Origin of the sequence: Novosphingobium sp. TCA1, from assembly GCF_009811895.1 — a bacterium.
In the GTDB taxonomy this organism is placed as follows: Bacteria; Pseudomonadota; Alphaproteobacteria; order Sphingomonadales; family Sphingomonadaceae; genus Novosphingobium; species Novosphingobium panipatense_A.
Genome location: NZ_BLJH01000019.1, coordinates 90,709 through 112,610, shown reverse-complemented (window position 1 = coordinate 112,610; position 21,902 = coordinate 90,709). Strand labels below are relative to the sequence as shown.

General features: G+C 67.8%; 18 protein-coding genes and 2 riboswitches. Of the genes, 3 read left to right on the top strand and 15 right to left on the bottom strand.

The genetic code is table 11. From position 1 onward, the window contains the following. Together NTCA1_RS19700 and NTCA1_RS19695 are read left to right on the top strand one after the other, a co-directional pair. On the top strand, positions 1–486 hold a 486-nt coding region (locus tag NTCA1_RS19700; RefSeq protein ID WP_255490547.1), incomplete at its 5' end, for a flagellin. 281 nt (positions 487–767) lie between these two features. After that, positions 768–2,630 (top strand): methyl-accepting chemotaxis protein, encoded by a 1,863-nt coding sequence (locus NTCA1_RS19695; protein ID WP_159831559.1) that lies wholly within the window; start codon positions 768–770, stop codon positions 2,628–2,630. An 87-nt stretch (positions 2,631–2,717) separates the two neighbouring features. Here NTCA1_RS19695 and cobU read toward each other — a convergent pair whose 3' ends face one another. Genes cobU through NTCA1_RS19650 form a run of 9 tightly spaced genes read right to left on the bottom strand, consistent with a single transcriptional unit; the run spans position 2,718 to position 11,256 of the window. Then, positions 2,718–3,224, bottom strand: coding sequence for a bifunctional adenosylcobinamide kinase/adenosylcobinamide-phosphate guanylyltransferase (gene cobU / locus NTCA1_RS19690; protein ID WP_159831558.1), 507 nt, complete (start codon positions 3,222–3,224; stop codon positions 2,718–2,720). Continuing rightward, positions 3,221–4,675, bottom strand: coding sequence for a cobyric acid synthase (locus NTCA1_RS19685; RefSeq protein ID WP_159831557.1), 1,455 nt, complete (start codon positions 4,673–4,675; stop codon positions 3,221–3,223). Before NTCA1_RS19685 ends, cobU begins: the two co-directional genes overlap by 4 nt. Further along, a complete protein-coding gene (gene cbiB, locus NTCA1_RS19680; RefSeq protein WP_159831556.1) occupies positions 4,663–5,613 on the bottom strand; it encodes an adenosylcobinamide-phosphate synthase CbiB in 951 nt (316 codons plus the stop codon). The genes NTCA1_RS19685 and cbiB overlap by 13 nt, the downstream gene beginning before the upstream one ends. Continuing rightward, a complete protein-coding gene (locus NTCA1_RS19675) occupies positions 5,610–6,605 on the bottom strand; it encodes an aminotransferase class I/II-fold pyridoxal phosphate-dependent enzyme (RefSeq protein WP_159831555.1) in 996 nt (331 codons plus the stop codon). The genes cbiB and NTCA1_RS19675 overlap by 4 nt, the downstream gene beginning before the upstream one ends. Next, positions 6,602–7,315 carry an adenosylcobinamide-GDP ribazoletransferase gene (cobS, locus tag NTCA1_RS19670; protein WP_159831554.1) on the bottom strand — a complete coding sequence of 238 codons (714 nt, stop codon included), beginning with the start codon at positions 7,313–7,315 and terminating at the stop codon, positions 6,602–6,604. Before cobS ends, NTCA1_RS19675 begins: the two co-directional genes overlap by 4 nt. After that, positions 7,312–7,893, bottom strand: coding sequence for a histidine phosphatase family protein (locus NTCA1_RS19665; RefSeq protein WP_086491304.1), 582 nt, complete (start codon positions 7,891–7,893; stop codon positions 7,312–7,314). The genes cobS and NTCA1_RS19665 overlap by 4 nt, the downstream gene beginning before the upstream one ends. After that, positions 7,890–8,918, bottom strand: coding sequence for a nicotinate-nucleotide--dimethylbenzimidazole phosphoribosyltransferase (gene cobT / locus NTCA1_RS19660; protein ID WP_159831553.1), 1,029 nt, complete (start codon positions 8,916–8,918; stop codon positions 7,890–7,892). Before cobT ends, NTCA1_RS19665 begins: the two co-directional genes overlap by 4 nt. Further along, positions 8,915–9,322 (bottom strand): DUF1636 domain-containing protein, encoded by a 408-nt coding sequence (locus NTCA1_RS19655; protein ID WP_086491302.1) that lies wholly within the window; start codon positions 9,320–9,322, stop codon positions 8,915–8,917. Before NTCA1_RS19655 ends, cobT begins: the two co-directional genes overlap by 4 nt. Further along, positions 9,322–11,256, bottom strand: a complete 1,935-nt coding sequence (locus NTCA1_RS19650; protein ID WP_159831552.1) for a TonB-dependent siderophore receptor — start codon at positions 11,254–11,256, stop codon at positions 9,322–9,324. Before NTCA1_RS19650 ends, NTCA1_RS19655 begins: the two co-directional genes overlap by 1 nt. Before the next feature lie 166 nt (positions 11,257–11,422). Then, a riboswitch (cobalamin riboswitch) is annotated at positions 11,423–11,614 on the bottom strand. 60 nt (positions 11,615–11,674) lie between these two features. Beyond that, positions 11,675–11,885, top strand: a riboswitch (cobalamin riboswitch). A gap of 153 nt (positions 11,886–12,038) precedes the next feature. On the opposite strand from NTCA1_RS19650, the gene NTCA1_RS19645 reads away from it, so the two are divergent. Continuing rightward, positions 12,039–13,337 (top strand): cobyrinate a,c-diamide synthase, encoded by a 1,299-nt coding sequence (locus tag NTCA1_RS19645; protein WP_236549476.1) that lies wholly within the window; start codon positions 12,039–12,041, stop codon positions 13,335–13,337. A gap of 213 nt (positions 13,338–13,550) precedes the next feature. Here the strand turns inward: NTCA1_RS19645 and paoC are convergent, their stop codons facing one another. From paoC to NTCA1_RS19615, 6 genes are all read right to left on the bottom strand, one after another. After that, on the bottom strand, positions 13,551–15,749 hold the full coding sequence (gene paoC / locus NTCA1_RS19640) for an aldehyde oxidoreductase molybdenum-binding subunit PaoC (protein WP_159831551.1): 2,199 nt from the start codon (positions 15,747–15,749) through the stop codon (positions 13,551–13,553). Beyond that, a complete protein-coding gene (locus tag NTCA1_RS19635; RefSeq protein WP_159831550.1) occupies positions 15,746–16,696 on the bottom strand; it encodes a xanthine dehydrogenase family protein subunit M in 951 nt (316 codons plus the stop codon). Before NTCA1_RS19635 ends, paoC begins: the two co-directional genes overlap by 4 nt. Continuing rightward, a complete protein-coding gene (gene paoA / locus NTCA1_RS19630) occupies positions 16,693–17,394 on the bottom strand; it encodes an aldehyde dehydrogenase iron-sulfur subunit PaoA (RefSeq protein WP_086491299.1) in 702 nt (233 codons plus the stop codon). The genes NTCA1_RS19635 and paoA overlap by 4 nt, the downstream gene beginning before the upstream one ends. Positions 17,395–17,552: 158 nt before the next feature. Beyond that, positions 17,553–19,034, bottom strand: a complete 1,482-nt coding sequence (locus NTCA1_RS19625; protein ID WP_159831549.1) for a PepSY domain-containing protein — start codon at positions 19,032–19,034, stop codon at positions 17,553–17,555. Continuing rightward, complete coding sequence (locus tag NTCA1_RS19620) at positions 19,031–19,594, bottom strand: hypothetical protein (protein ID WP_236549475.1); 564 nt, start codon at positions 19,592–19,594, stop codon at positions 19,031–19,033. Before NTCA1_RS19620 ends, NTCA1_RS19625 begins: the two co-directional genes overlap by 4 nt. After that, complete coding sequence (locus NTCA1_RS19615; protein WP_159831547.1) at positions 19,591–21,873, bottom strand: TonB-dependent receptor; 2,283 nt, start codon at positions 21,871–21,873, stop codon at positions 19,591–19,593. The genes NTCA1_RS19620 and NTCA1_RS19615 overlap by 4 nt, the downstream gene beginning before the upstream one ends. Between the last annotated feature and the right edge of the window lie 29 nt (positions 21,874–21,902).

Below are 21,902 nucleotides of genomic sequence, written 5' to 3'. Positions count from 1 at the left end.
GAGCAGATCACCACGATCATCAAGTCGTCGGAATTCAACAACACCAACCTGCTCGACGAAGACTTCACCGGCACCACCACCGTTGCAGCTCTTCAGTCGCTGACGATCACCCCGGGCGCCGATGTGACGGACAGCCTCAACGTCGCCAACCAGGGCTTCACCGCGAAGGTGACTGACGCCATCGACACCAGCATCGCCTCGCAGACCGATGCCGAAGCGATGGTCGGCAAGCTCGATGACGTCATCAAGGACGTCAACACCAGCCTCAGCGACATGGGCGCAGCTTCGCGCAAGATCGAGGGCCAGCTCTCGTTCACCAGCAAGCTGTCGGACGTGGTCGAAACCGGCATTGGCAACCTCGTCGACGCTGACCTCGCCAAGGAATCGGCGAAGCTTCAGGCCCTTCAGGTCCAGCAGCAGCTGGGCGTGCAGGCTCTGTCGATCGCCAACCAGGCGCCGCAGACGATCCTGTCGCTCTTCCGTTAATCGGAGGATCGATGGTCTCCCGGTTCGCCGGGAGGCCAGTCGTCTGGAAGGCCGGGGTGGTTCGCCATCCCGGCCTTCTGTCGCTTCGGCCAAGCGTGGTTTTCGATCAGGGCTATCGCAAGGGGGGAGAAGCGCCGGAATGGCACTGTCCCAGTCTTCCTGAAATCCCGGAAACCCGACGATTTAACCGTGTCCCGCGCCCGCGATTCATCCGCCCGACTATAATGAAAACAGGCGCGCCCATGGCGGGACCGACCCCCCAAGCAGGAACTGGAATACAAATGCTTGAATTTCTCAACAATTGGCGTTTGCCCAAGAAATTGTGGGCAGCCTTTTCGCTGATCAACGTGCTGATCGCCATCGTCGGCATCAACGGCTTCCTTTCGACGCGCGAACTCAGCGCGATCGCCAAGAGCCATGTCGAGCGCGGCATGGCGGGCATGTCCGGGCTCACCGACGTCATCAGCAACGTCAAGGAACAGCGGATCATCGTCTACAGCTACTACAATGCCGCCAATGCGGACGACGCCCAGAACCTGCGCGACCGTCTCAAGGTGGCGGACGAGGAACTGCTGAAGTCGGTCGATAGCTACAAGGCCGTGGGCGAAGAGGCTTTCCCGGCCGAAAGCGCCGAACTGCGCAGCCGCGCCGTGGCCCTGACGCAGATGAACGACCGCATCTTCGCCCTGCGCACCGCAGGCGATTTCGACGGAGCGATGGCGCTGATCAAGGGCGACGGCAAGAAAGCCTCGCACGACATGATCGAGCAGACCGACAAGCTGATCGAACTCACCCGCCAGCGCGTCGCCTCCAAGGCCGACGAAGGCGAGCAGACCACCCAGACCGCCACGATCCTCTGCGTTGCGCTGGCTTTGCTGGCGATGGGCCTGATCGTGTTCATCTGGCTGCTGATCAACCGCTCGGTCGCCGCGCCGATGAGCCGGATCGCCCATGTCACCTCGACCTTGGCCGAAGGCGGCAAGGTCGACGTGCCCTACCGCGAGCGCGGCGATGAAATCGGCGAAATCGCCGAAGCCGTCGAACAGTTCCGCGTCGCCGCCGAGGCCCGTGCCGAGATCGATGCCGTTCAGGCCCGCGAACAGGAAGTCGTCACCTCGACCCTGCGCTCCAGCCTCCAGGCGATCAGCGAAGGCGATCTCACCCAGAGCATTTCGGCCGACTTCCCGCCTGCCTATGCCGAGCTGAAGAGCAACTTCAACACCGCCGTCGGCGCCTTGCGCGACCTGATCGGCGCGGTTGCGGAAAGCGCGGTCGCCATCCGCACCGGCTCCAGCGAGATCGCCCAGGCATCCGAGGACCTCGCCCGCCGCACCGAGAGCAACGCCGCCAGCCTCGAAGAGACTTCGGCCGCGATCACCCAGATGGACGAGCGCCTGCGCGCCACTGCTGCCGCCGCCGGTCGCACCGTGCAGCGCGCCGACGGTGCGATGAACGTGGTCGGTTCGGGCCGCGAGATCGCCGACGAAGCCGTGCAGGCCATGGGCCGCGTCAGCGAAAGCGCCAAGGGCATCGACTCCGTCATCGAAGGCCTCGACAAGATCGCCTTCCAGACCCGCGTGCTTGCCATGAACGCCGCCGTCGAAGCTGGCCGCGCCGGCGATGCGGGCCGCGGCTTCGCGGTCGTGGCCGATCTCGTCTCGGCGCTGGCCATGCGTTCGGAAGAAGAAGCCAAGCGCGCCCGCGAACAGCTCACCGCGACCCAGGCCGACATCGGCACGGCCGTGGAAGCGGTCCAGCGTGTCGACGGCGCCCTGCAGAACATCTCGGGCGACGTCACCGAAGTCCACTCGCTGCTGAGCAACATCGCCAGCGACAACCAGGCCCAGTCCTCGACGATCACCGAGATCAGCGCGACGATCGGCACCATGGACCAGGCCACCCAGCAGAACGCCGCCATGGTCGAGGAAACCTCCGCCGCCGCGCGCAACCTCAACAGCGAAGTGACGTCGCTGTCCGATCGCGCGGCGATGTTCCGCACCGGCGACACCGGACTGCGCAGCGCCCCGCGCCCCGTCGCGGCACCGGCGTTCTCGCCCTCTTTCGTCTCCGCGCCTGCCGAACCGGCACCGCTGCGCAAGCCGATGAAGGCGCTGACCACGGCCGACGACTGGATGGATTTCTGAAGTCTTCGAAAACCCGTCCGAAAACCCGTCCCGGACCCCTCCGGGACACCTTGAAGAGGCCGCCCTGTCCCGGGCGGCCTTTTTTTCTTACTTGAGGACCAGCGGTAGTCCGGCAGCGACAAAGACAGCGTGCTTCACCGTGGCCGCGACCTGCTGGTTTAGCCGCCCCGCCTCGTCGCGAAACCGCCGCCCCAGCGGCGTGTCCGGGACGATCCCCAGCCCGACTTCATTGGCCACCAGCACCACGGGCTTCGGACAGACGGCAATCGCCCGGCAGAGGCCATCGAAGCGGGGTTGCAGGGCGATGTCGCCCAGCATCAGGTTGGACAGCCACAAGGTCAGGCAATCGACCAGCACCGCATCGGCCTCGCCCGCCGCCTTCCCGATGCCCTCGGCCAGGTCGAGCGGCGCTTCAAGGGTCGACCAGCGCGGTCCGCGATCCTCGCGGTGCCGGGCGATGCGGGCCTCCATCTCGTCGTCGAGCGCCTGGGCCGTGGCGATATAGACGAGCCGCCCCGGAACCGCTTCGGCCAGCGCCTGCGCATGGCGGCTCTTGCCCGAACGGGCGCCGCCCAGAACGAGGGTCGTCGTCATGCATGGTACTCCGTCAGCGCCAGCAGGCCGTCAATGTCCAGATGCCGCTCCATTTCGGCGGCCAGTTCGTCGAGCGCGGCATCGACCCCGGCGTGATGGTCCAGCCCGTCGCTCCTGCCGCCCAACCGCGCCAGCAGTTCAGCGCGCAGCGGCGTCGAAGCGAGCAGACCGTGGCAATAAGTGCCCATGACGCACCCTGCCGCATCCACGGCGCCGTCGGTCCTGTCGCCGTCCAGCAGTGCGAAAGGAACGCCATTTTCCCGCTCCGTCACACCCATGTGCATCTCGTAGCCATCGAACATCGCCCCGAGCGCCTTGCCCGATACCTCGCGCAGCGCCTTGCGATTGCCCAGCACGGTATCCACCGGGAGCAGGCCCAGCCCCGCGATCTCGCCGGGCGCGCCCTCGATGCCGAGCGGATCGGCTATCGTGCGCCCCAGCATCTGGTAGCCGCCGCAGATGCCGAGGATCATGCCGCCGCGCCGGTGATGGGCCAGCACATCGATATCCCAGCCCTCGGCGCGCATGAACGCCATGTCGGCCATCGTCGCCTTGGAGCCGGGCAGGACGATCAGCGCCGCTTCTGCCGGGATCGGTGTGCCCGGCGGGATCATCGCCACGTCCACGCCCGATTCCTGCCGGAGCGGATCGAGATCGTCGAAATTGGCGATGCGCGGCAGGATCGGGCAGGCGACCAGCAGCTTGCCGCTGCCCCCGCCCAGCCCGCGCTCCAGCACGACGGCATCCTCGCTGGGCAGGCGACCGACCGCGTGGGCCCAGGGCATAACACCGTAGCCGCGCCAGCCCGAGAGCCGCTCGATGGCCGCATAGCCATCCGCGAAAAGCGCCGGATCGCCGCGGAACTTGTTGATGAGGAAACCCCGGATCATCGCCGCGTCCTCGGAGTCGATCACGGCCCGCGTGCCCGCCACCGCCGCGATCACGCCGCCCCGGTCGATATCGCCCACGAGCACGACCGGCACCGCAGCCTCGCGCGCGAAGCCCATGTTGGCGATATCCCCGGCGCGCAAGTTGATCTCTGCGGGCGAACCGGCGCCTTCCACCACCACGAGGTCGCAGCGCGCCTCCAGCCGCCGGTAGCTTGCCAGGACTTCGGGCAGAAGCGAGCGGCGCGCCTCGCGGAAGTTGGCGCTGCCGAGCGTGCCGCGCACTTCGCCGTGAACCACGAGCTGCGAGGTCCGGTCAGCCTGCGGCTTCAGCAGCACGGGGTTCATGTCGACATGAAGCGGCACCCGCGCCGCCAGCGCCTGAAGCGCCTGCGCCCGGCCGATCTCGCCGCCTTCGGGTGTCACCGCCGCGTTGTTGGACATGTTCTGGGGCTTGAACGGCAGGACTTTCAGCCCGCGATTGGCAAGGGCGCGGCACAGTCCCGCGACCAGCACGGATTTGCCGACGTCCGACCCGGTCCCCTGCAACATCAAACCAGCCATGCTACTCCCAGCACTATCAGGGCGAGAAAGACGCAGGCCCGGCGATAGACCGCCAGCGCCCGCCGCAAATCCGCCGCGCCTGCAACGGCGCCCTCCTCCCCGATCCAGGGCTTGGGGGCAAGCACCCCGTCGTAGAGGATCGGTCCGGCGAGCCGAATGCCCAGCACCCCCGCCATCGCCGCTTCGGGCCATCCGGCGTTGGGCGAGGCGTGGCGGCCATGGTCGCGCAGCATGATCCGCCACCCTTCACGCGCGCCGGTTCCGCCCACAATACAAAGCAGCATGCCCGCCAGCCTTGCTGGCGCGAAGTTCGCCAGATCGTCGATCCGGGCTGCTGCCCAGCCATAAGCGCGCAGCGGCTCCTCGGGATGGCCGATCAGGCTGTCCGCCGTATTGATCGCCTTGTAGGCCCAAATGCCCGGCACGCCGCCGACCAGCAGCCAGAACACTGGCGCCGCCACGCCGTCGCAGAAGCTCTCGGCCAGGCTCTCGATCGCCGCGCGGACGACGCCCGGCGCATCGAGCGCAGCCGTGTCGCGGCCGACGATCATGCCGACGGCATGGCGCGCCTCTGCGAGATCGTCTGCCTCCAACGCGGCGAGGACGGGGCGGACATGATCGTCGAGGCTGCGCGCCGCAAGCGCAGGCCAGGCCAGAGCCGCAAGCAGGAGCCAGGCCCAATCTCCCGCGCTCCCCCGCACCAGCCAGACCGCCAGTGCCATGACGACCAGAACGGCCGCGATCAGTCCCAGCATTGCGGCAAGCCCGGTAAGCCGCCGGGCCATGTCGGACCAGTCCGCGCGATTGAGCTTGCGTTCGCAGCCGGAGATGACTTGCGCGAAAAGCCCCACCGGATGGCCGATCGCCCGATAGAGCCGCCCCGGCCAGCCGAACGCGCCTTCCAGCGCCATGGCGGCAAAGGCGACCGGCTCGATCATGAGCGGTCCCCGGCCAGCGCCGCATCGAGACGGGCGAGAGCGGCCGGATCGGCGGGGACACCGAAGCGCACCCAGTCGGGAAACTCCGCGAAGGGCCGGACAAGGATGCGCGCCCGGGCCAGCCGTTCGAACAGCGCCTGTCCCTCGCAGCCGGTCACGAGCCGGAACAGCGGGCAATCTCCCACCGGCTCAAGGCCGTGACGGCGCAGCACGCCGTCGAGCGCCTCGGCGCGAATGGGCAGCGCGGCGCGCGTGCGGGCGATCCAGTGGCTGTCCTCATAGGCCGCCCTGCCCAGCGCGAGCGCGGCCGCATGAACCGGCCAGCTTCCCAGCAACTGACGCAGCAGCATCATGAGCGCGGGCGGCCCCAGCACGAAACCCAGCCGCAGCCCGGCAAGGCCGAAGAACTTGCCGAACGAGCGCAGCACGATCAGCCGCAGCCCCGGCGCGACGGCGCGGGCGACGCTAGCTTCGGGGTGGCAATCGGCGAAGGCTTCGTCGACGACCAGGAAGCCGCCGCTGGCGTCGATCCGCTCCGCCCATTCGACGATCGCCTCGGGATCGCGCAGCGCGCCGTCCGGGTTGTTGGGATTGGCCAGGACGAAGACTTCCTTCGCGCCGGGCTGTTCTCCGAAGCGGGCCGGCCGGGAGGGATAGAAGGCTTCCCGGTGCGTGCGATAGGCGGGGACTAGCGCGCGGCCCGGCAGGTCCAGCGCCCGTGCCAGCAGACGAAGCGCCGTCTCGCTGCCGGGCACGGCGCAGCACAAGTTCGGCGCCACGCCGAAATGGCGCGCGGCTGCGGCTTCGAGTTGGGCCAGCGCATCGGGGTCGGGCAAGGCCGTCCAGTCCACCGCGCCCGCCCCCGCTCTGGCAGCAGGCCAGGGTTCGGGGTTGAGGCCGGTCGAAAGGTCCAGCCAGTCCTCCGGCAATCCGCCATAGGCCCTTGCCGCCTCGCTCACCCGGCCGCCGTGGAAGAGGAAAGCGTGGCTCATCGCAGGACCACCAGTGCAAGCAGCAGCAGGGTTTCGACCACCTCGATTCCGGCGCCGTGGCCGTCACCCGAAATGCCGCCGATCTTGCGGTGCAGCCAGTAGCCCCAGGCGGGAACGGCAAGGAACAACGTCAGCAGCGGCGGCGCGACCAGCAGGCCGAGAGCCATCGCCACCATCCCCCACAGGCCCAGATGCCACGCGTTTACCGCGCTGCGAAAGCGGCTGCCGAGACCTTCGTGCAGCGGCGGCAGCGCCAAGGTCCAGGCCAGCGGCGCGATCCGGGTGAGCGGCGCAACCAGCAGCAGGGCCCAGACCTGCCCCGGCTCCAGCGCATGGAGCAGCACCAGCTTGGCCAGCAATTGCAGACCGATCGCCACGACGGCGAAACTGCCCAGATGCGGATCGGCCATGACCGCCGAGAGCCGCGCCTTGTCCTTGTGTGCCGCACCGGCACCGTCGGCCACATCGCCCAGACCGTCGAGATGGAGCGCCCCGGTCACGCCCACCCAGGCAGCGAGGCCCAGCAGCGCCGCCAGCCAGCGGTCACCCAGAAGGCAGCCAAGCCACCAGCCCCCGGACACCACGCCGCCTACGGCGAGGCCCGCGACGGGAAACCAGCGCATGGACTTCGCAAAATCCGCCGCATCGACCCGCACCGCCGGGAGCGGCAGCCGCGTCAGGAACTGGAGGGCCAGGACCAGACCTCTCATCCCGGCTTTCCACTGTCCAGCGTCAGGATCTGCGCGGCGGGAAGCCCCTCGCCCGGCCAGAGGCGCAGGCTGACGAGCGCGCCGTAAGGCAGTTCGAATGCCCAGACCTGCCGATGGTCGAACCCGAACAGCACCGAAAGCGCCGCGCGCATGGCGCCGCCGTGGGTGACGATCAGGCTCGCACGGTCGATCTGCATCAGGGCATCGCCGACGCGCGCGCAAAGGTGCGACCAGCGCTCGCCACCGGGCGGGGCGAAAGTTTCCGGGTCATCCCAGAACCGCGCCTGGACGGCGGGATCGAGCTGCTGCGGCGCAAGCCCGTCCCAGGCCCCGAAGTCGATTTCCCGCCAGCGCGGATCCAGATCGTGGCGTTGCCTGCGGATCACGGCGATCTGCGCGGCGGGGATGCTCGAACGGCGCAAATCGGAGGAGACGATCCGATCGAACGCCAGCCCCGCCGCCCGCGTGATGCAGCGCGCCACACCGGCCGGAGTCGGCGCGTCGTCCCGGTGTCCCAGCAGGAGGCCAGGCTCCTGCGGCGCGCCGTGTCGCATCAGGTGGACAAGGATTCCGTTCACGCCGAAGCCGCCCCGGCGCCTGCCACGGAGGCTTCGGCGAAAGTCGCCATGCCGTCATGCGCGGCAAGTGCCGAGCGCACGATCTGCACCGCCACTGCCGCGCCCGACCCCTCGCCCAGCCTCATGCCGAGATGGAGCAAGGGATCTAGGCCGAAGCGTTCCAGCAGGCGAACATGCCCGGCCTCGGCCGAACAATGCGCGGCCAGGCAGTGCGAAAGGAAAGCGGCATTATCGGCCAGCAGCGGCGCCGCCGCCGCGCAGGCGATGAACCCGTCGAGCAGGACCGGCACCCGCAGCCGCCGCGCCGCCAGCACCGCCCCGGCCATAGCCGCGATCTCGCGCCCGCCAAGGCGCCGCAGGGTCTCGAAGGCGTCCGTGCAGTGCGCGCCATGGAGCGCCAGCGCTGCCGCCACGGCCTCGGCCTTGCGCGCCACGCCCGCATCGTCGACCCCGGTGCCGCGCCCCACCCAGTCGCCCGGCGCGCCTGCAAAGACTTGCGCAGCAAGCGCAGCCGCAGGCGTGGTATTGCCGATGCCCATCTCGCCCACGAAGAACAGGTCACTGTCCGCCGAGACCGCCGCCGCCCCGGCATTGAGCGCGGAAAGGCACTCCGCCTCGCTCATGGCGGCTTCGCAGGTGATGTCGCCTGTCGGACGGTCGAGTTCGAGCGCAACCACGCGCAGGTCGGCGCCGCAGGCCGCCGTCAGCGCATTGATCGCCGCGCCGCCCGCCTCGAAATTGGCGACCATCTGCACCGTGACTTCGGGAGGATAGGCACTGACGCCGCGCGCCGCGACGCCGTGGTTACCTGCGAAGATCGCCGCGCGGACAAGCTCGGCGCGGGGGCGCTCGCGCCGCTGCCAGCCCGCCATGAAGATCGCGATCTCCTCCAGCCGTCCCAGCGATCCCGCAGGCTTCGTCAGCACCGACTGGCGGCTGCGCGCGGCCTCCAGCGCCGCCTCTTCCGGTTCGGGCAGATCGGCCAGTGCCTCGGCGAAGGCAGCGCGGTTCTCGAAGCGGATCATGCGGCGACGAAGCCTTCCGGCGGGGTGCGGGTGATGAAATGCCCCTTCACGCCTTGCGGCCACTCCCGGTACGGCACCTGCCCATGCTCGCTGGCGGCATGGCGCACGGCATATTCCAGGATCGCACGGGCTGCGTCCTCATCCGGCACGAAGTCGCCCAGCACGTAGCCGAGCTTGCCGGGCGCGCGGATCGCCACCGTACAATGGCGCTGGCAGGCAAAGAGGCAGGGCATTTCCTGCACCGCCACGCCCCTGAGCGCCGGGTCGGCTGCCTGCGCCGCGCGCATGGCCTCCGCCAACACCGCGCCGCCGCGCCGCCCATCCGCATCCTCGCGGGCTTCGGCGGAATGGCGGCAGGTATTGCATACGACCACCGAAGGACCGGGTTCGACGGGCTGCAACATCAGAACCGGCTCCTCACGCCCAGATAGACGGTGCGGCCGAGCGTGCCGTAACCGCTTACGGTCTCGTACTTCTCGTCGCCCACGTTTTCGATACGTCCTTGAAGAGTGAGGTTTTCCATGACCTGCCACTGCGCGCGCAAGTCCACCAGCCAATAGTCGTCCAGCTTGGCGGTTCCGGTGGCGGCATTGTAGCTTTCGCCCGAATAGCGGGCGGCAACGCTGGCGCGCAGGCCCTGCGGCAGGTCCACCCCCGCCTCGACATTGGCCAGATGGCGCGGCACGCGCTGGAGCTGGCGACCATAAGTGGCGCTGTCCGGGGTACGGTCCTCCGCCTCGATCCAGCTGTAGTTGCCCTCGGCGAAGAAAATGCCCCACTTTGCCGAAGCGGCCAGTTCCAGCCCGCGCGCATGGCTGGCCTTGACGTTGGCATAGTAGCCGAAGCGCGAGGTCGCAGTGCCGGGAACCATGCAGATGTCCGGCAGGGCGCCGCTGGTCGGGCAATAGGCGAAGTCGATCAGATTGTCGGTATCGCGCTCGAACCATGTGGCCGAAAGCCGCAGCACTTCGCCGAAGCCCTGCTCGGCACCGACTTCCCAGCCCTTGGCCTTTTCGGGCTTGAGATCGTCCACGCCGTACATGCTGAAAAGCTGGTAGAGCGAGGGCGCCTTGAAGCCCTCGTCATAGCTGGCGCGCAGCACCGTGGCCCCCTGGTTGGGCGTATAGACCGCGCCTGCCGAAAACACGGTATTGCCGCCGAAGCGCGACTGATGGTCGTAACGCGCACCGCCGTTCAGGGTCAGCCCGGTCAGCGGCGTCACGCGCAGTTCTCCGTAGACGCTGTCGGTATCGGCTTTCGTCGGGGTGAGCGTGTAGGGCGCGGCGCTGTTCGACGGCGAGGCCGTGGTCATGCGCTGCTCCTCGCGCTCGGCCCCGAACACGGCCTGGACGGCTTCCGAGAACGTGTAGGTGCCCTGATATTCGAAGCGGCGGCCCCGGCCGTGGGCGTCGAACGTGATCTGGCGGATGGAGCGCGCGGGATCGTAGTTTGCCCGGTCGGTCTCGGTCTGGAGCACGGCGACCCGGTTCACCAGCTTCCCGCCGAGCAGCGCGAAGTTGAGCCCGGCATAGCCCGACCATTCCTCGGTCCGGCCATAAGCGCGCGTATCGCCCGAGGTCCCGTCGAAATCGTTGCGGGAATCGGACCAATAACCGCGCAAGTCCAGCGAAACGTCCGGCGTGATGCGAAACGTCAGGGTGCCGCTGGCGGAGGAACGCTGGAAACCGTCGTCCTCGGTGCCGTTGGAACGGGCCGAAATGCCGTCGGTGGTGAAGCGCGAGGCGGCGATGCGCCAGTCGATCGCTTCGGACGTGCCGCCCAGACCGGCGCGCGCGGAAACGGTGTCATGGGTTCCCGCTTCCACGGCGAAGCTGCCTTCCAGCGGCTCGGTCGGACGGCGGGTGCGAACGTTGACGACGCCGCCGATGGCGTCGCTGCCCCAGAGAATCGACTGCGGCCCGCGCAGGATCTCGATCCGTTCGGCATCGTCCACGAAGAGCGTCGAAAAGCCGTAGCCCCCCGCCGTGGACGAAGCGTCCGACAGGCGCATGCCGTCGATCACCATGACCGATTGCCCGGCGTCGGCGCCGCGGATACGCAGCGAGGTGGTGGTGCCGTAGCCGCCGTTGCGCGAAAGGCTGATGCCGGGCGTGCGCAGCAGGATATCGGTGAGGGCGATGGGCTGCGCGGCGACGATCTGCGCTTCGTCCAGCACGGTCACGCTATCCGCCACGCGATCCGCCGCGACCGGGGTGCGCAGCGCGGAGACGACGATACGGTCCGACGAGGCGTCGTCGGCGCCTTCGGCCTGGGCCGCGAAAGGATAGGCGGTCAGGGCAAGAGCAAGGGTGGTGGCAGTGGTAATTCGGCAGTTCACGGCATGTCCTTCAAGCCAGCGATCGAACCCGACCGGGCCGATATGCAAGGCGAAGGACGTGCAGCCGCGACAGACGGCGACAGGCCCCTTCGCGCCGCAAACCGGCACGGCAATGGCTGTCGCTCGGCGAGGAAATGCCCCGTTCGGCCGGCTCACCCTGTCCGGTCGAAGAACGACTGCGGCAGGCAGGTCTCCTGGCTCACGGGTCAATGCCGTTTCGGCCGCCTTCTCAGGGCCTTGCACCCCCAATGGCGAAATGGCCGCACGGCTCGCCGCTTACAGTTGCAGGGGCAGCCCGGGGCTTTCACCCGAGTTCCCTTTTGATCCCTCGCGGGGAACCTGTCGCAGCAGCGCCCCTATCGCCGCGAGGTCGGCGGCGCAAGATGAGAGGCGCTTGCGCGAACCTGCGAAGTTCCATAGTCGTGCCGGTGCAAGGGGTGCCCGCAAGGGCTTGATCGGGAAGCCCGGACTGCGGCCGATCGGCCGTGGCAGCCGGCACTGCGCCCGCAACTGTAACCGGGGATGCGCCCCGCCGAAACGCCATTGGAGCCTGACGGCTTACCGAGAAGGCGGCGGAAGGCGCGAGGATCCGGGAAGTCAGGAAACCGGCCCCTCGCCGTCGATCCTTCGCGCGGGCGGGATGTACCGGGCGGACGAGGGCGATGCCTCCCGTGGGGGAGGCTCCTTCGCGTGACGACATTCGTGCGTCTGTACCGAAGGGGGGAATTGAACATGCGCCATCCTGGAACCTGCCCGTCCGGGCGATATCTGCGGCCCGTACGATGACGGACACGCCGATGACGGCCTGCCCTGCACTGCTCGTCACCGCGCCTTCGTCGGGACAGGGCAAGACGCTCGCCACGGCCGCCCTTGCCCGCCGCCACGTCCGGGCAGGACGGCGGGTGCGGGTGTTCAAATGCGGGCCGGACTTCCTCGATCCCATGGTTCACGAAGTCGCCAGCGGCGCCCCGGTCCATCAGCTCGACCTGTTCATGTGCGGAGAGGACCAGTGCCGCGCGCTGCTGCACGATGCCGCGCGGGAGGCCGACCTCATCCTCGTCGAGGGTGCGATGGGGCTGTTCGACGGCACCCCCTCTTCCGCCGACCTCGCCCGGCGCTTCGGCCTGCCGGTCATGGCGGTGCTGGACGGTTCGTCGATGGCGCAGACCTTCGGCGCACTGGTCCACGGGCTGGCGACATACCGCAAGGACGTGACGCTGGCCGCCGTGCTTGCCAACCGCGTGGGCAGTGATCGCCATGCGCAGCTGCTGGAACGCGGCATGCCGGGCGGCGTGCAATGGCTGGGCGCCGTGCCGCGCGACGACGGCATGGGCCTTCCCGAACGCCATCTCGGCTTGGTGCAGGCAGGCGAGATCGCCGATCTCGAAGCCCGCATCGACCGCGCCGCCGAACTGCTTCCCGAAAGCGCCCTCTGGCTGCCCGAGCCTGTGCCGTTTCCGAAACCCGCCTCCGCCGCCCCTGCGCCTTCAGCGCTGGCCGGAAAACGCATAGCCGTGGCCCGCGACGAGGCCTTCGGTTTCATCTACCCGGCCAATCTCGAGTTCCTGGAAAGCGCGGGCGCACGGCTGGCTTTCTTCTCGCCTCTGCGCGACGCCACCTTGCCGGACTGCGACGCGCTCTGGCTGCCGGGCGGCTATCCCGAACTTCATCTCGCCGCGCTCAGTGCCAACCGTGCAATGGTGGAAGCGATCCGCGCGCACTTTCTGACCGAGCGCCCGATCCTGGCCGAGTGCGGCGGCATGCTCTATGCCTGCGAAAGGCTGGAAGATGCCGCAGGCACCAGCACGCCCATGCTCGGCCTGCTGCCCGCCCGCGCGGCCATGCAGAAACGACTGGTCGCCCTCGGCATGCAGGAAGCGGAACTGTCCGGCCATGCGGTGCGCGGCCATACCTTCCACTATTCACGGCTGGAAACCGCCCTCGAACCCATCGCGCTTGCCCGGACCCCGGATGGGCGCAAGGGCGAGCGGATTTTCCGGCAAGGCGCGCTCACTGCAAGCTACATGCATTTCTACTTCCCCTCCGCGCCGGAGCTGATTGCAGACCTGCTGTCTTGCTGAGCCAGGCCCGTCGTCCCCGTCCGCGGGGACGACGGAGAGGCTGTCAGAGTCCGTTTGGAAATTCGCTGAAGGCGAATTTTTGCGGCACCGGCCCACGCCCCCACCCGACCACCCAACGGTAGTATCCTGCGGGTGGTCGGGTGGGGGCGCCTGAGAGGCTTGGGGCCGGTGCCGCTCTGAAAATGCCCTTACGGGCATTTTTCAAACGGACTCTCAGGCGATGGCGGGCAGCTTCGCCAGATACTTGTCGAGCGTGATCGGATAGTCCCGCACCCGCACGCCAGTGGCGTTGTAGACCGCATTGGCCACTGCCGCGCCCACGCCGCAGAGGCCGAGTTCACCCACGCCCTTGGCCTTCATCGGCGAGACCTTGTCGTCCGCCTCGTCCAGGAACACCACGTCCTGATGCGGAATGTCTGCGTGAACCGGCACTTCGTATCCGGCCAGATCGTGATTGACGAAGAACCCGAAGCGCTTGTCCACCGCCAGTTCCTCCATCAACGCGCCGCCGACGCCCATGGTCATGGCGCCGATCACCTGGCTGCGCGCGGTCTTGGGATTGAGGATGCGCCCTGCCGCGCAGACCGCCAGCATGCGCCGCACCCGCGTCTCGCCAGTGTAAGAGTCCACCGCCGCCTCGACGAAATGCGCGCCGAAAGTCGATTGCTGGAACTTCTTCCCCAGATCGCCCCACTGCATCGTCTCTTCGGCCACGAGTTCGCCGGACTTCGCCGCCTCGGCCAAGGCAGCCGAGCGGTTGCCCGCGCGTACCCGGCCATCCGAGAACTCGGCCGAAGCCGGATCCATGCCCAGGCTTTGCGCGGCCATGTCGCGCAGCTTCGCACAGGCCGCATAGACGCCCGAGGTGGCGCTGTTGGCACCCCACTGACCGCCCGAACCGGCCGAGGCCGGGAACGAGGAATCTCCCAGCTTCACCCGCACCTTCTCGACCGGCAGCCCCATCATCTCCGCCGCGGTCTGGGCGATGATCGTGTAGGATCCGGTGCCGATGTCGGTCATGTCGGTCTCGACGGTGACCAGGCCGTCACCGGCCAGCCTCACCCGCGCGGCCGAGGTCATGTTGATGTTGTTGCGGAAGGCTGCCGCCACGCCCATGCCGATCAGCCAGCGCCCTTCCCGCATTTGCGCCGGTTTTGCGCTGCGACGGTTCCAGCCGAACCGGTCTGCGCCCTCTTCCAGACAACGCACCAGGTTGCGCTGCGAGAAAGGCCGTTCCGGGTGCTCGGGATCGACCTGGGTATCGTTGAGCACGCGGAACTTGACCGGGTCCATGCCCAGCTTCTCCGCCATCTCGTCGATGGCGATCTCCAGCGCCATGAGGCCGGGTGCCTCGCCCGGCGCGCGCATGGCATTGGCTTCGGGAAGGTCGAGTTCGGCCAGCCGCAGGGCGGTGAGGCGGTTGGCCCCGGCATAGAGCAGCTTGGTCTGCTGGGTCGCCGATTCCGGGCCGCCGCCGGGCAGATCGCCCGACCAGCTTTCATGGCCGATCGCCGTCAGCTTGCCGTCACTGGTCGCGCCCAGCCGGATGCGCTGGATCGTCGCGGGGCGGTGCGTCGCATTGTTGAGCATGAGCGGGCGCGGCATCGCGATCTTGACCGGCCTGCCGCAGGCCTTGGCGCCCAGCGCCGCCATGACCGCATCGGCGCGCAGGAACAGCTTGCCCCCGAAACCGCCGCCGATGAAGGGCGAGCGAACGTGGACTTTCTCCGGCGGCAACTTGAAGGTCGTGGCCAGTTCGCGCTTGTTCCACGCGATCATCTGGTTCGACGTCCAGACCGATAGCGCATCCGCGTCCCACCAGGCGATCGTGGCGAAAGGCTCCATCATCGCGTGGTTCTGGTCGGGCGTGGTGTAAGTCTGGTCCACCTGCACCGGCGCCGAGGCAAAGGCCCCTGCGAAATCGCCCGTATGGGTATCCGCATCGTTGCCGGTAAGCGGCTGTGCGCCCGGCTTTTCCTTGACGAGATCGAAACGCCCCGCGCCGCGCTCGTACTCGATGCGCACGGCATTGGCGGCGCTGCGCGCCTGTTCGAAGCTTTCCGCCACCACCACGGCAACGGCCTGATGGTAATGCTCGACCACCGGCCCGCCGAGGAGCTTGGCAGTGTTCATGCTGCCCTTGCCCAGCGGCTGCGCATTTTCGGCCGAGACGATCGCGAGAACGCCCGGCATCCGTTTGGCCTCTGCCGTGTTCATGGCAGCGATCCGTCCCTTGGCGATGGCCGCGCCGATGATGTAGCCATAGGCCGGCTTTCCGGGGATCTCGCCGTGCTCATAGGCATAGGGCGCCTGCCCTGTGGTCTTGAGCTTGCCGTCCACGCGGTCGACCGCCTGGCCGATGACCTTCATCGTGTCGATCGGGTTGGTGCCCGCAGGCGTGTCGAACTTCATGCCCGGTTCTCCGCGATAAGCGCTGCCAAAGTCCGTTCGGCCAGTGCGACCTTGAAGGCGTTCTCGTGGGTGGGGCGCGCCTCGGCAAAGGCCGTCTTCGCCACGGCGCCTGCACCGCTGCGCATCTGCGCATCGGCCGCCTCGACCCGCCAGGGCCGGGGCGCCACGCCGCCGAAGGCCGCGCGGCCGCTGCCGTCCTCGTTCAGGACCGCAGCTACCGAAACGAGCGCAAAGGCATAGGACGCGCGGTCGCGGACCTTGTGGTAGAAATGCCGCCCGCCGATCGGCTTTGGCAGCGTGACGGCCGTGATCAGCTCGCCCGGCTGGAGCACGTTTTCCAGATGCGGGGTATTGCCCGGCAGGCGGTGGAATTCGCCGATCGCGATGCTGCGGGCCTTGCCCGAGGCATCGACCGTCTCCACCGGGGCATCGAGCACGCGCAGGGCGATCGCCATGTCGCTGGGATGGGTGGCGATGCAGGAATCGCTGGTGCCGATCACGCCGAGCTGGCGGCTGAACCCGCCGATCGCCGCGCAGCCGGATCCGGGCTTGCGCTTGTTGCAGGCCTGGTTGGTATCGTAGAAATAAGGGCAACGCGTGCGCTGGAGCAGGTTGCCCCCCGTGGTCGCCTTGTTGCGCAGCTGGCCAGAAGCGCCCGCGACGATGGCGCGGGTGAGCACGCCGTAATCCTTGCGCACGCGCCGATCCGCCGCCAGCGCGGTATTGCTGACAAGCGTGCCGATGCGCAGGCCGCCTTCCTTCGTCTCCTCGATCCGGTCGAGGCCGAGATCCTGCACGTCCACCAGATGGGTGGGCGTCTCGATCTCCAGCTTCATCAGGTCGAGCAGGTTGGTGCCGCCCGCGATGAACTTGGCGCCCTTGTTTCCGGCGACGGCGGCTGCGGCTGCGGCGGGCGTCCTGGCCCGTTCATAGGTGAAGGCCTTCATGCTTCCGCTCCCGCATCGCTCTGCGCGCCATGCGTTTCCGCGATCCGCACGCCCGCCACTTCCGCCATGGCTTCGGCAATGTTGGAATAGGCGCCGCAGCGGCAGATATTACCGCTCATGCGTTCGCGCATTTCCGGCAAGCTCATTTCCGGCGCCGTGCCGACATCGCCCTGCACATGGCTGGGAATGCCCGCCCTGATCTCCTCGAGCACCGCCACGGCGGAGCAGATCTGACCCGGCGTGCAGTAGCCGCACTGAAATCCGTCATGCTTCACGAAGGCCGCCTGCATCGGGTGCAATTGCTCCGGCGTGCCGAGGCCCTCGATGGTCGTCACCGCATCGCCTTCGTGCATGACCGCCAGACTGAGACAGGAATTGATGCGCGTACCGTTGACCAGCACCGTGCAGGCCCCGCACTGGCCATGATCGCAGCCCTTTTTGGTGCCCATCAAACCGATGTGATCGCGCAGCGCGTCCAGCAGCGTTGTGCGGGTGTCGAGCATCAACGCCTGCGCCTTGCCGTTCACCTTGAACGTGACCGCCATCGCCGGGGGTTGCTGTGCCATGGGTGCCGCTCCTTCCGCTACCGACGGAATGGCGGAAATACCCACGCTGGCAGCGCCTCCTGCCAGAACCGCACGTCTGGATACCTCAAAATGCGACGTTTCGCCCGCCGCCGTCTCCGCCGTTTCGTTCATTGCCCGTCCTTCGCACCTGGACGGCAGTTTCCGTCCATTCGCCACGATAACGCATGATTACACTATCGGGCACTGTGTGAAATCGTATGCCCTCATGAACGGCATTCATCACCAGGCGTTCCCTTTCCTGAACGACCGGCCCAATTTTGGGGTATTCCTCAGGCTGCGACGGGCTTGGCGCGCGTGCGAAGTTCTCCGGCGAAGAGTGCCAGCGCGCCTGCCATCAGCAACCCATCGACCAGCAGCGATCCGCCCTTCGGCAGCGCCGCCGCGCCGTGGATAAGGGCCAGGACGACCAGCAGAGCCGCAAGTGCCTGGCGCCAGATCCGCGCAAGCGAAAGTCCCGGAACCGTTCGCGCCAAAGCCGAGGCCATGATCGACAGCACGGTCAGGACCAGCCAGACGGTGGGCAGCGATGCTTCGGGTGCGAACCAGGAGAGGAGCGCCGTCAGGGTCAGGATCACCGGTTGCCCCCAGCATACCGCAGCCCAGATCCGCTCCCACTGCGGGGCAGGCCGTCCCCGGTCGCGGCGGCGGGCGAGCCAGATCGTCACCCCGCTGGACGTCACCACGCAGAGCGCGATACCCAGCAGCCCATAGGCAATCCGCACCGGCAGCCCGCCATACCAGCCGAAGTGTAGCTGGCCGATGCCGCCGAGGATGCGGGTCCCCGTCACGAAGTCCTGCGGGTGCTCCTCTCCCGCAATCCTGCCCCCGGCATCGAACTTGGTCTCGTCCTGCTGGACCAGCAGCTTCGCGCGTCCGCTCGTCACCGTGACGCGCATGTCGGCGCGGCCGGGACGTTCGACCACGACGTTCTGCGGCGCCGCCTCGGGCGCGCGGGCGCGGGCCTCGGCGATGAGCGCGGCGATGTCGGGCATGGGCGCCGCCCGTGCATCGACCGGCGGCGGCGCATCGAGGAACAGCTCGTAGACTTTCTTCATGCCGCCCTCCGGGTAGAGCAGCAGGGCCAGCACCGCGACGATGATGGTGCTGAGCCCCAGCAGTGCCCCGGTCAGTGCCAGCGTGAAGTGAAACGGCAGCGCCCAGATGCCCAGGCGGTTATGCAGGTCCGCCTCCTGCAATCGCCGCGAACCGCCCAGCCGCAAGTGGAAGGCATCGCGCAGGACGCGCGGATGGGCGAGAATGCCCGAAACCAGCGAGGACAGCAGCGCCACGCCGGTAAGGCCGACGATGAACTCGCCCCAGCTGCGCGGCAGGTGCAGGTTGACGTGAAGGTGGATCAGGAATTCGGTCCAGACGGCTTCGAGATCGGAAAGCGACCCGTCCTCGGCCACGGCCCACTTGCGCTCGAAGGTCGGGCTGAACGCGGTCAGCGAAGCGCCTTCCTTCGCGGGGGTCGGCAGCGCGAGGTAGAGCGCGGTATCGGCGGGGATGTGTTTCGCGCCTTCGGCAAGGGCCCGCGCCGCCGCCGCATCACTCAGGGTGCGGGCGACAGGCGTGGCGGGAACTTCCCAGCGCTCCAGATCCGGCGCGAATACCGCCAGGGTTCCGGTCAGGCAGACAAGGTAGATCACCGCCGCGAAGGCCAGGCCGAGAATCGAATGGCTGCTCAGCACCGACCGCACCGTTTCCGGCGAGATCGGCCAGCGCCACTGTTTCTTGCGGGTATTGCTCATGCCGAAGCTCCCAGATGAGCAAGACCGAAGCCGATCACGCTGGCGCCGACCAGCACTGCCGTGGCGCGCAGCAGGCGGCGGTCGGCGAGCGTCCAGGTCATCGCAAGGCCCCATAGCACGGGCATCAGCAAGCCGCCCAGCACGATGCGCGTGCGCGGATCGCCCGGCAGATAGACGGTCACGCAGAAGGCGACCCCCATGGCCGCGGTCATGCCCAGCGGCCCCGCCAGCAGGGTCCGCAGCACCCCGCGCCAGAACCGGCCCGGCTCCTCCAGCGGTTCGGGCGCGGCCTCCGCATCGCGAAGACGGGCGGCCTTGCGCCGGACCCTGCCCTGCCAGATCACCAGCAGTGCGCCGATCCCCTCCATGACGAGGGCGAGCGCGGTTCCCTTCACGGGGCCGATGAGGAAGACCGAGGCCAGGACAAGTCCCAGCAGAACGAACCAGCCCCCGGCAATCATGCCGGGGGCCGAACCGTCACGCTGCTGCCACGAGCGCCGCAGCAGGAAGGCGCCCAGCGCGCCTCCCGCCAGCAGCAGCAGGCTGGCCCAGACGATCACCAATGCACTCCCGCGCCGATGCCGAAGGTCTGCGGTTCGCCCAGGATGGCCTGGTGGATCGCCGCATATTCGTACTGCTTGTATTCCTCGTTGAAGAGGTTGCGCACGAAGCCGAAGATAGACCAGTTGCCCGTCTCGTAGCCGATCCTGCCATTGACCACGGTGCGGGCGGAAACCTTGTACTGGGCCTGATCCTGTCCCACGCCGGTGAACACCGAGGTGCGGTAGTTGGCATTGAGGTTGGCGGTGAAGCCGCCGCCGAACTGCGCGTTCACCCCGCCCGCAAGGGTCCAGCGGGGCGCATAGGGGAACTGCGTGCCCTGCAGATCGACCGTGCTGGTCGCGCCGGTGGGCAAAGTGAAGTCGTCGAACTTGGTGCGGACATGGCCGACAGAGGCATAGACGTCGATGCCGTTCGCCACTTTCGCGGTAGCTTCCAGCTCGAAGCCGTAGAGGTGCGATCCGGCAGCGTTGACGGTGTTGTAGTCATAGGCGTTCAGGCCGAAGTAGGCGGTGACCTGCTGGTCCTTCCACTCCATGTAGAAGAGGTTGGCGTTGACCGTCAGGCGCCCGTCCAGCCACTTCGAACGCAGCGATCCTTCGTAGTTCCAGCTGAATTCGGGATCGTAGGGCACCAGTTCGGCGCGGGCTGGGTTCTGGCTGGAACCACCGGAACGATAGGCGCGCTGCACGGTGAAGGCCGTGGTCAGGTCCGGGGTCCAGTCCATGCTGATCCCCGCCTTGGGCAGGAAGGCATTGAACGTGCGCGCGTTGGAGGCCGCGGGCGACGATGCGTCGCTGACAAGACCGAGCACGCCCTGGTTGATCAGGCCGATGATCGGCGCATAGGCGGCGCCCATGAAGGCGGGATCGGGCAGCGTGCCGTTGAAGGTCGCCACGGTCTCGGCCGCATAACGGTTGCGCTCGTGGTCGAAGCGGAAACCGCCGATCAGCGAAAGACGATCCGTCAGCTTGAAGCGCCCGTCGGCGAAGATCGCCATGGTCTCCACCTTTTCCGGCTGATCGGCCTGGTAAAGCACCGGGATCACGGGAAGCTGCGCGGCATAGGCATTGCTGATGAACTGCGCCTGCACCGCAGTGGCCCCGTTCGCCTGGAGCAGGCCGGCGATCGTCGCCGTCGGGGTGGCGATGTTCACCCGGCTGTTCTGCACGATGCTGCCGGTGCGGCGATAGTACCAGGCCCCCAGCAAGCCGCTGAGACGCTCGCCCTCGTAATTGAGGCGCAGCTCCTGCGTCAGCGTCTTGTAGAGGTAGCGGTTGTCGATCGCCTGAATGTCTTCGGGCGTGCCGTCGGTGTCGATCACCGAGTGGACCTTGGACCGGTTCCACGAGGTCACGCTCGACAGCTTGAGGCCGTCGCCCAGCGCATAGCCCAGGTTGAGCACGGCGATATCACTGTCGATCTTGCCGCGGCTGGGCTGGTCGCCGGTGGAGATGCGGTTGTTGAAGTAGTCCGGCACGTCGGTGCGGGAATATTCGTAGAGATATCCGCCGTCGCGCCGCACCCGGTTGTAGCTCGCCACGGCCTCCAGGCCCGGCAGCGCGCTCGGCGTCCACTTGATCTTTCCGCGCAGGTTCAACGACTTCAGTTCGTCGTCATAGCCGCCGCGCGTGACGTTGCGCACCAGCCCGCGATCGGCGCGGCGCTCGGCGGAAAGGCGCACGCCCAGTTCGTCGCGCACGATCGGGCCGCCCACGGCGCCCGAGAAAGTGCGATCGTCATGCTCGGTCCAGAGCACGCGGGCATCGCCGGTCCAGCGGTCCAGGCTGGGATCCTTGCTGGTGATGACGATGCCGCCCGCAAGGGCGTTCAGCCCCTGGATGGTCGACTGCGGCCCGCGCAGCACTTCCACCTGCTGCACGTCCCACATGTCCGTCGGGCCGCCATAGAGCGCCCACTTCGGGATCGGCGCACCATCCACATAGACGCTGGCCGCATCGGCCTGACCGCCCGCGCCGACGCCGGTATTGCTCACCCCGCGAATGGTGAAGCCGGAGGCGCCGTAAGTCTCCGAAATGTTCGCGGTGCGGTTGTAGACGTCCTGGATCGTGATCAGGTTTTCCTGCTCGATCTTCTGCGGCGTCGTTACCGCGATGCTGGTCGGCGTTTCCTGCAGGGTGCGGGCGCTTTTCTCGCCGGTGACGATGATATCGTCCGGGCCGCCGCCATCATAGACGGGCGCGGCCTGCTGGGCCTGCGCCGGAACGGTCAGCGCCGCAGCGGCGACGCCTGAAAGCAATATCGAAAACCTGAACATGAAACCCCCTGTTCCCTCCAGACGGCTCA

What these genes read in the sequence shown, in the direction of transcription:
- NTCA1_RS19655 (WP_086491302.1), bottom strand. Translation starts at nt 9,322, where the DNA reads ATGTTGCAGCCCGTCGAACCCGGTCCTTCGGTGGTCGTATGCAATACC.
- NTCA1_RS19625 (WP_159831549.1), bottom strand. Translation starts at nt 19,034, where the DNA reads ATGAGCAATACCCGCAAGAAACAGTGGCGCTGGCCGATCTCGCCGGAA.
- paoA (WP_086491299.1), bottom strand. Translation starts at nt 17,394, where the DNA reads ATGAACGAAACGGCGGAGACGGCGGCGGGCGAAACGTCGCATTTTGAG.
- paoC (WP_159831551.1), bottom strand. Translation starts at nt 15,749, where the DNA reads ATGAAGTTCGACACGCCTGCGGGCACCAACCCGATCGACACGATGAAG.
- NTCA1_RS19645 (WP_236549476.1), top strand. Translation starts at nt 12,039, where the DNA reads ATGACGGACACGCCGATGACGGCCTGCCCTGCACTGCTCGTCACCGCG.
- NTCA1_RS19615 (WP_159831547.1), bottom strand. Translation starts at nt 21,873, where the DNA reads ATGTTCAGGTTTTCGATATTGCTTTCAGGCGTCGCCGCTGCGGCGCTG.
- cobT (WP_159831553.1), bottom strand. Translation starts at nt 8,918, where the DNA reads ATGATCCGCTTCGAGAACCGCGCTGCCTTCGCCGAGGCACTGGCCGAT.
- NTCA1_RS19695 (WP_159831559.1), top strand. Translation starts at nt 768, where the DNA reads ATGCTTGAATTTCTCAACAATTGGCGTTTGCCCAAGAAATTGTGGGCA.
- NTCA1_RS19685 (WP_159831557.1), bottom strand. Translation starts at nt 4,675, where the DNA reads ATGGCTGGTTTGATGTTGCAGGGGACCGGGTCGGACGTCGGCAAATCC.
- cbiB (WP_159831556.1), bottom strand. Translation starts at nt 5,613, where the DNA reads ATGATCGAGCCGGTCGCCTTTGCCGCCATGGCGCTGGAAGGCGCGTTC.
- cobS (WP_159831554.1), bottom strand. Translation starts at nt 7,315, where the DNA reads ATGAGAGGTCTGGTCCTGGCCCTCCAGTTCCTGACGCGGCTGCCGCTC.
- cobU (WP_159831558.1), bottom strand. Translation starts at nt 3,224, where the DNA reads ATGACGACGACCCTCGTTCTGGGCGGCGCCCGTTCGGGCAAGAGCCGC.
- NTCA1_RS19675 (WP_159831555.1), bottom strand. Translation starts at nt 6,605, where the DNA reads ATGAGCCACGCTTTCCTCTTCCACGGCGGCCGGGTGAGCGAGGCGGCA.
- NTCA1_RS19635 (WP_159831550.1), bottom strand. Translation starts at nt 16,696, where the DNA reads ATGAAGGCCTTCACCTATGAACGGGCCAGGACGCCCGCCGCAGCCGCA.